Origin of the sequence: Corynebacterium sp. HMSC076C10 (assembly GCF_001812455.1) — a bacterium.
GTDB lineage: Bacteria > Actinomycetota > Actinomycetes > Mycobacteriales > Mycobacteriaceae > Corynebacterium > Corynebacterium jeikeium_D.
The window spans coordinates 55,987-61,986 of record NZ_KV809125.1 but is presented as its reverse complement, the minus strand read 5'-3'; the positions used below and the strand labels follow the sequence as shown (position 1 = coordinate 61,986).

Here is a 6,000-nt window from a genome sequence, read left to right as displayed (position 1 = left end):
ATAAACTTGCACAGTTTCACATTTGCAGCCCGTATTCACGCGTGCAGCCGGTAATTTATGGGGCCTGACCAGTTACTATCTTGAGAATCACAGACACTTTTTGTCTATATACCCGGTTTCTAGGGAGCTCCTTAGGAGAAAGCTTTCTACAGGAAGTTCTCGTTGAAACTAGGGTCCACCTCAACCGGGTCAATGCCCAGATATACCGCTACCAGGCGGGTCAGTACATATTGCAGCATCTGGTCCAGTTCCACTCGGCCCGAGACACGGCGCTCAATGGGGCGGCGGAACACTACTACGCAGGGGCGGGTGGGGTTGCCTACGCGGTCAATGCCAGCGGGGATAAGCCGTCCCAGCGGTACAGGTCCGTCAGCGACAATCTCTTCCGGGAAATACATGTCCGGGCGCAACTGCATGCGAGGAATCGTGTCGATGGCGATGTCCAGGTGTGACAGTTGCCGGGACCAGCGCTGATCCAATGGGGCGTAGGCGTCAATAACCGCCTGGTCAAAAGCTTCTGAACGGCTCTTCCAGCGGGGTACCTCCGGCGGCAACAGAGGACCCCGAGGTCCGCGACCGCGTCGCAGTGAGCGTCGCAAAGAGCGCGGAGTATAAGCCGATGAATTCATATTTGTTGAGCTTAATCGGTCGGATCGTCAACGTGGGTGAGGCCAGCTTCCGGCCATGTCGCAGGTTTACTGGGTAAGGCTGGGGTGCCCCGGGGGAGCGTCGGAAAGCGAAAAACGCCCGAGTGGGAGAAAAACTATCGAAACTTAAAGTTAGGGTCTAGACTTTGATGCCGTGAGTGTTTTTAGACGTTGTTGCCGGCCCGGCTGTGGCAAACCTGCCGTAGCTACGTTGACGTATGCCTACGCGGAGTCGACGGCTGTGGTGGGTCCGCTCGCCGCCGCGTCCGAACCGCATAGCTGGGATCTCTGTGAGAAGCACGCGCGTTCCATCACCGCACCGCTGGGGTGGGAGCTCGTGCGTTACGACGTGCCGACGCCCGCCCAGGACGATGATGATTTGACCGCACTGGCCGAAGCCGTCCGTGAGGCTGGCCGCAACGCGACTGGCCTGGTGCTGCGGGATGAGGTCGACAACCGTCCTCAGACCTACAAGATTGATTCCAGTCGTCACCCGTCGACGCGGAAATCCGCGCGCGGTCACCTGCATGTAGTTCGCGATCCGGAGGATTCGGACGACTAACGGGCCGGGCGCCGTGCCCCAGCTCATGCCATCTTGCCGCGGCATTTCTTTGTGAGAGCCTCTCTGTGGCTAGTATCATTTTCACAAAACTGATACTTACCCAGAGAGGTTTTTCGTGGGCACTTACAATCGTTCCGATTTGGATGCCGTCATCAAGGCCTATGACGTGCGCGGTGTTGTCGGTGAGGGCATCGACGCGGACCTTGTCGGAGCCATCGGCGCCGCCTTCGGACACATCATGCGTTCAGAGGGCGCAACACGTGCCGTAGTTGGCCACGATATGCGTGAGTCCTCACCGGAGTTGGCGGCTAGTTTCGCCGATGGCGCGGCTGCACAGGGGCTCAACGTCACCCTGCTCGGCCTGACCTCTACGGACGAGCTGTATTTCGCCTCCGGAGTAAAGGAATGCCCGGGCGCGATGTTCACTGCCAGCCACAACCCGGCTGAATACAACGGCATCAAGATGTGCCGTTCGCTGGCCCGCCCGATCGGGCAGGAGACAGGGCTTGCTCAGATTAAGGATCTGCTTGTCGACGGAATCCCGGAGTACACCGGCACTCCGGGCGAAATTGATCACGAGGATGTTCTGCAGGATTACGCGGCGTTCCTCCATGGGCTGGTCGACATCCGCTCTGGCCGTCGCCTGAAGATCGCAGTCGATGCCGGTAACGGTATGGGAGGACTGACAGTCCCGGCAGTGCTCGGAGAAGACATGGATGTTGCTGACCTCTACTTTGAGCTCGACGGCAACTTCCCGAATCACGAGGCCAACCCATTGGAGCCCGCCAACCTCGTTGACCTGCAGAAGTTCACGGTGGAGCAGGGCGCAGACATCGGTATTGCCTTCGATGGCGACGCTGACCGCTGCTTCGTCGTCGACGAGAAGGGCAACCCGGTCAGCCCATCGGCCATCTGTGCGTTGGTGGCCACCCGCTACCTGGAGCAGAACCCGGGCGCGGCTATCATCCATAACCTGATCACCTCACACGTCGTGCCGGAGATGATTGTGGAAAACGGCGGAACCCCGGTTCGTACCCGTGTTGGGCACTCCTTTATTAAGGCGCAAATGGCCGAGCACAGTGCTGTTTTTGGTGGCGAGCATTCGGCACACTACTACTTCAAGGAATTCTTCAACGCTGACTCCGGCATGCTCGCCGCCATGCACGTCCTGGCCGCACTGGCAGAGCAGGACAAGCCACTGAGCGAATTCATGGCCGAGTACAACCGCTACGAGGCCTCCGGTGAGATTAATTCCCGCCTGGGCAGCGCAGAGGAGCAGCAGGCAAAGCAGAAGGAAATCGAGACTGCGTTTGCCGATCGCACCGAGTCCTCGGACTGGATGGATGGCCTGACCATTGAGCTGGCGGACTCCAAGGCGTGGTTCAACGTCCGGGCCTCCAATACGGAGCCGCTGTTGCGTCTGAACGTCGAGGCGCCGACGCGTGCTGAGGTCGACGCTCTTGTCGACGAAGTTCTCGGCATCATCCGCGGTTAATCAACCCCACACGCCCGTTTTCAGGCATGCTTGGGAGTATGACCTCGTCATTCGACTCCTCCCATAACCCGCGCCAAGAGGCCCTGTTCTACCGTATGGCCACTGCCGGCGCAGGTCTCAGAGCTGCTGCCTCCGCGACTCGCGGGGGAGCGTTTGCTCAACTTCCACTGCCGCGCAGCGCGGTCATCCTCGTGGGAAATCGTCGGGCGCAGCTCGCCGCCGAATCCGTGCGCGCGCTTGCCGACGACATCCGCTGCCCGGTCGTAATTGCGCATCAGTTGCCCAGTTATGTCGGCGCCCTCGATTTGGTCATCGTCTGTGACGACAACCCCGGCAGTCCACTGGGTGCAGCTCTGGCTGAAGCTGATAGGCGAGGAGCAGCCACGGTCGTGGTGGATCCCGGTGAAGGGCCATTGCGTGCCGCAGGTAGCCCCGATACGGTTGTGGTTCCGCGCCCGGCGATGGCGGAGTCGGCGTCCTTTACCGCCTATGTCGGTGCCATCGCCAGCGCGCTCACCGAATGTGGCGCCACCGCTCTGGCTCCGGCTGGGATAGTCGAGGAAGTCGCCGATGCGGTGGACGCCGATATTGCCGCTTGTGCTCCGCAGCGAGATGAAACAGTTAACCCCGCGCGGCAGGTAGCACAGTGGTTGGCAGGCCGCAGAATGCTTGCAGTGTCGACGACCTCGGCGCTGGCGCCGGTAGCGGAGCTGGCATCGTTACAGATGCTCGAGGCAGGCGTGGTCTCGGCAGCGTCGTCGATAAGCGAATTGTCTCTTAGCGTGGGCGCATTGCTCGCTGCAGAACCCCAGGCAAGCCGGGATATTTTCTATGACCCGTTCATTGATGGTGGGGATGAAGGGGCGACAGTGCTACCGTTGGGGGCGATTGTTTTAGCTGCGCCGAACAATGTGAGCCACTACCGGGACCACTACGGCGAAGCTGGATGGGCTCGCGTGGAGTGCCCTGCGCTCGATGCGGAGACTCATCATCCACTGGTTGAAGTATGTGTTACTGCAGCCAGAGTTGGTGCGATTGCGGCGTTTTCTGCGTAATCGCCGGGTGTCACCGAAGGCTTTTGGGTCTTCGGTGAGATTGGCGTGCTTGCGCCAGTAGTGACTATTAGAGGAGTGATACGGGCATGGAGCTGTTGGACCCCGTGCTGCAGTCGTACCCCTGGGGGTCTCGTACACATTTGGCGAGAATCACCGGTGCGGACGCTCCCACATCGAAGCCCTGGGCGGAACTGTGGTTTGGTGCGCATGCACTGGCATCGGCCACAGTGGCCGGCACGCCGTTGGATGAGCTCATTGCGCAGGATCCGGCGGCTGCGCTCGGATGCGCAATTGACACCGACAACGGCAGGCTGCCGTTCCTGTTGAAACTGCTCGCAGCCGATGAGCCGCTGTCGCTGCAGGCACACCCCACCTTGGCAGAAGCTCAGGAGGGATTTGCACGCGAAAATGCGGAGGGCATTCCGGCCACTGCACATTTCCGCAATTACCGGGACAATAACCACAAGCCAGAACTCATTGTCGCCCTGACTACCTTCGACGCGTTGGCCGGATTCCGCCCGGTGGAGCGCACGAAGGAGCTGCTCGCAGCGCTGGCGGTACCGGAGCTCGACCACTACATGGGACTGCTCGATGCCGCCGATGACGAGAGCGCTCTGCGGGCATTGTTTACAACGTGGTTGACGTTGCCCCAGGATGTCCTCGATGAGCTGGTCGAAGCCGTGGCTGCTAAGTGCGCGGATTACAGTGGCGAGGACGAGGAGTTCTCGCGAGTAGCCGAGACTACCTGCGAACTGGCTCGAAAGTATCCGGGGGACCCGGGAGTTCTGGGGTCGATGCTGCTTAATCGCCTTCGCTTACAGCCGGGCGAAGCCATCTACCTTGGTGCGGGACAGTTGCACGCTTACCTCAATGGCATGGGCGTGGAAATCATGGCCAACTCCGACAACGTGTTGCGCGGAGGCCTGACCTCTAAGCATGTCGATGTCGTGGAGCTACTACGCGTGCTCTCTTTCCGCCCGCTGCCAGATCCGGTGCTGCAGTCGCGGCTGACCGATGATGGCTGGAATGACTATGACGCGCCGGTGCGCGAGTTCCGCCTTCGTTCGCGGGACCTGGAGCCGGGCGAACATGTTCTGCTCGACGAAAAATCCGCCACGGTTGTGTTGTCTACCGCGGGCACGGTGGCGTTGCGTCACGACGACTCCGTGGTTGAGGTTCCCAGTGGCCATGCGGCCTGGGTTCCGGCTGTTGACGCAGTCGATATTGAGTTGACTGCGCGCCAAGGCGGGGCAACCGTCTTTGTCGCGACCGTCCCGCGGGTGGGTTAGTCCTAGTCGTTATCGAAGAGATTTCCCAGGAATCCGGAGTCCTTCGGCTTTTCCGGGATTGGGGAAATCTTGCTATTGATAGCCCCATTGCCGCCAGTGGTGTCCTTCTCCTTCGAAGGGGCCTGGTTGTTCGGCGGTGTCGGCACCTTCGGGGACGTCGGCTCGTTCGAAGGAGTTTTCTGAGGAGTCTCGGACGGAGTTGTGGTTTGCGTACCCGACTGGGACTCCGCCTGCGATGAAGGCGGCTTCGGCTCAGCTGCTGCGTCACCGTCGCCTTCCGGAAGACTGTCGTTCGGCTTTTCCGAGTTATCTTCCGGTAGCAGTGGCACCGGCTTGCTGGGCGTCGGCGAAGAAACGTCGTCAGACGTGGGCTCTGTGGTCTCCGTGGTCGTCGGAGGTGTTGATGTGGTCGACGTCGGAGTTGTCGTACTAGAGCTTGTGGAAGTCGGCGGGATATACGCCTGCGGTGGCAGGTACGGATCCTCTACAATCTCGCTGCTCGATGGCGTGGTCGGACGAGGTACCAGACTGCCAGTCGTCTCAGTCAGCGAGGAATCCGAATTCGATTCAGTGCTCTGCTGCAGCTCGGCATCACTAGGAACTGGAGGCAGCGGAGCAGAGGTCTCCATTTTCGACTGAGAGCCGGCGTTTTCCGGGTTCGCCCCCTCGGCAGCATTGCTATCGGAGCAGCCAACGAGCGAAACGCTCAGGGGAAGGGCTGCGAGCAGAAGAGCTCCAAAAGCCTTCTTCACCATGGTAGGTACTCCTTTCGTGTCATGCGTGAGGTCGCCCTGTAACGAAAAAGATAACAGTTACATTACGAGGTCTGGGAACTAACTTAACATGCCCGTTATCTTCTCTCTAGGGTGAAAATTGTGTTGAGGGGATTAAATAAGTCTCTCGCACTGTAAAAGTGGCGAAAAGTCGGGTAGAACTTCGGTAAGGCCACATG

The 6,000-nt window shown here is 59.9% G+C and carries 6 protein-coding genes; 4 read left to right on the top strand and 2 right to left on the bottom strand.

The annotated features are described in order from the left end of the window. Positions 1-146 precede the first annotated feature (146 nt). On the bottom strand, positions 147-629 hold the full coding sequence (locus HMPREF2857_RS06110; RefSeq protein ID WP_016422197.1) for a metallopeptidase family protein: 483 nt from the start codon (positions 627-629) through the stop codon (positions 147-149). A gap of 172 nt (positions 630-801) precedes the next feature. Between HMPREF2857_RS06110 and HMPREF2857_RS06105 the strand changes: the two genes are divergently transcribed. The 4 genes from HMPREF2857_RS06105 (at position 802) to manA (ending at position 5,048) form a co-directional block, all read left to right on the top strand. Continuing rightward, positions 802-1,209: a DUF3499 domain-containing protein gene (locus tag HMPREF2857_RS06105; protein ID WP_005509890.1), complete on the top strand. Its 408-nt coding sequence runs from the start codon at positions 802-804 to the stop codon at positions 1,207-1,209. 115 nt (positions 1,210-1,324) lie between these two features. After that, entirely contained in the window at positions 1,325-2,704 is a 1,380-nt protein-coding gene (locus HMPREF2857_RS06100; protein ID WP_080985611.1) for a phosphomannomutase/phosphoglucomutase, read from the top strand. Positions 2,705-2,742: 38 nt separating this feature from the next. Continuing rightward, positions 2,743-3,759 carry a hypothetical protein gene (locus HMPREF2857_RS06095; RefSeq protein WP_070643144.1) on the top strand — a complete coding sequence of 339 codons (1,017 nt, stop codon included), beginning with the start codon at positions 2,743-2,745 and terminating at the stop codon, positions 3,757-3,759. Between the two features lie 86 nt (positions 3,760-3,845). After that, the gene (manA, locus tag HMPREF2857_RS06090; protein ID WP_070603450.1) at positions 3,846-5,048 is read left to right on the top strand and encodes a mannose-6-phosphate isomerase, class I; all 1,203 of its coding nucleotides are present in this window, start codon (positions 3,846-3,848) and stop codon (positions 5,046-5,048) included. Positions 5,049-5,050: 2 nt separating this feature from the next. Here the strand turns inward: manA and HMPREF2857_RS06085 are convergent, their stop codons facing one another. After that, a complete protein-coding gene (locus tag HMPREF2857_RS06085) occupies positions 5,051-5,803 on the bottom strand; it encodes a hypothetical protein (RefSeq protein WP_016422202.1) in 753 nt (250 codons plus the stop codon). Between the last annotated feature and the right edge of the window lie 197 nt (positions 5,804-6,000).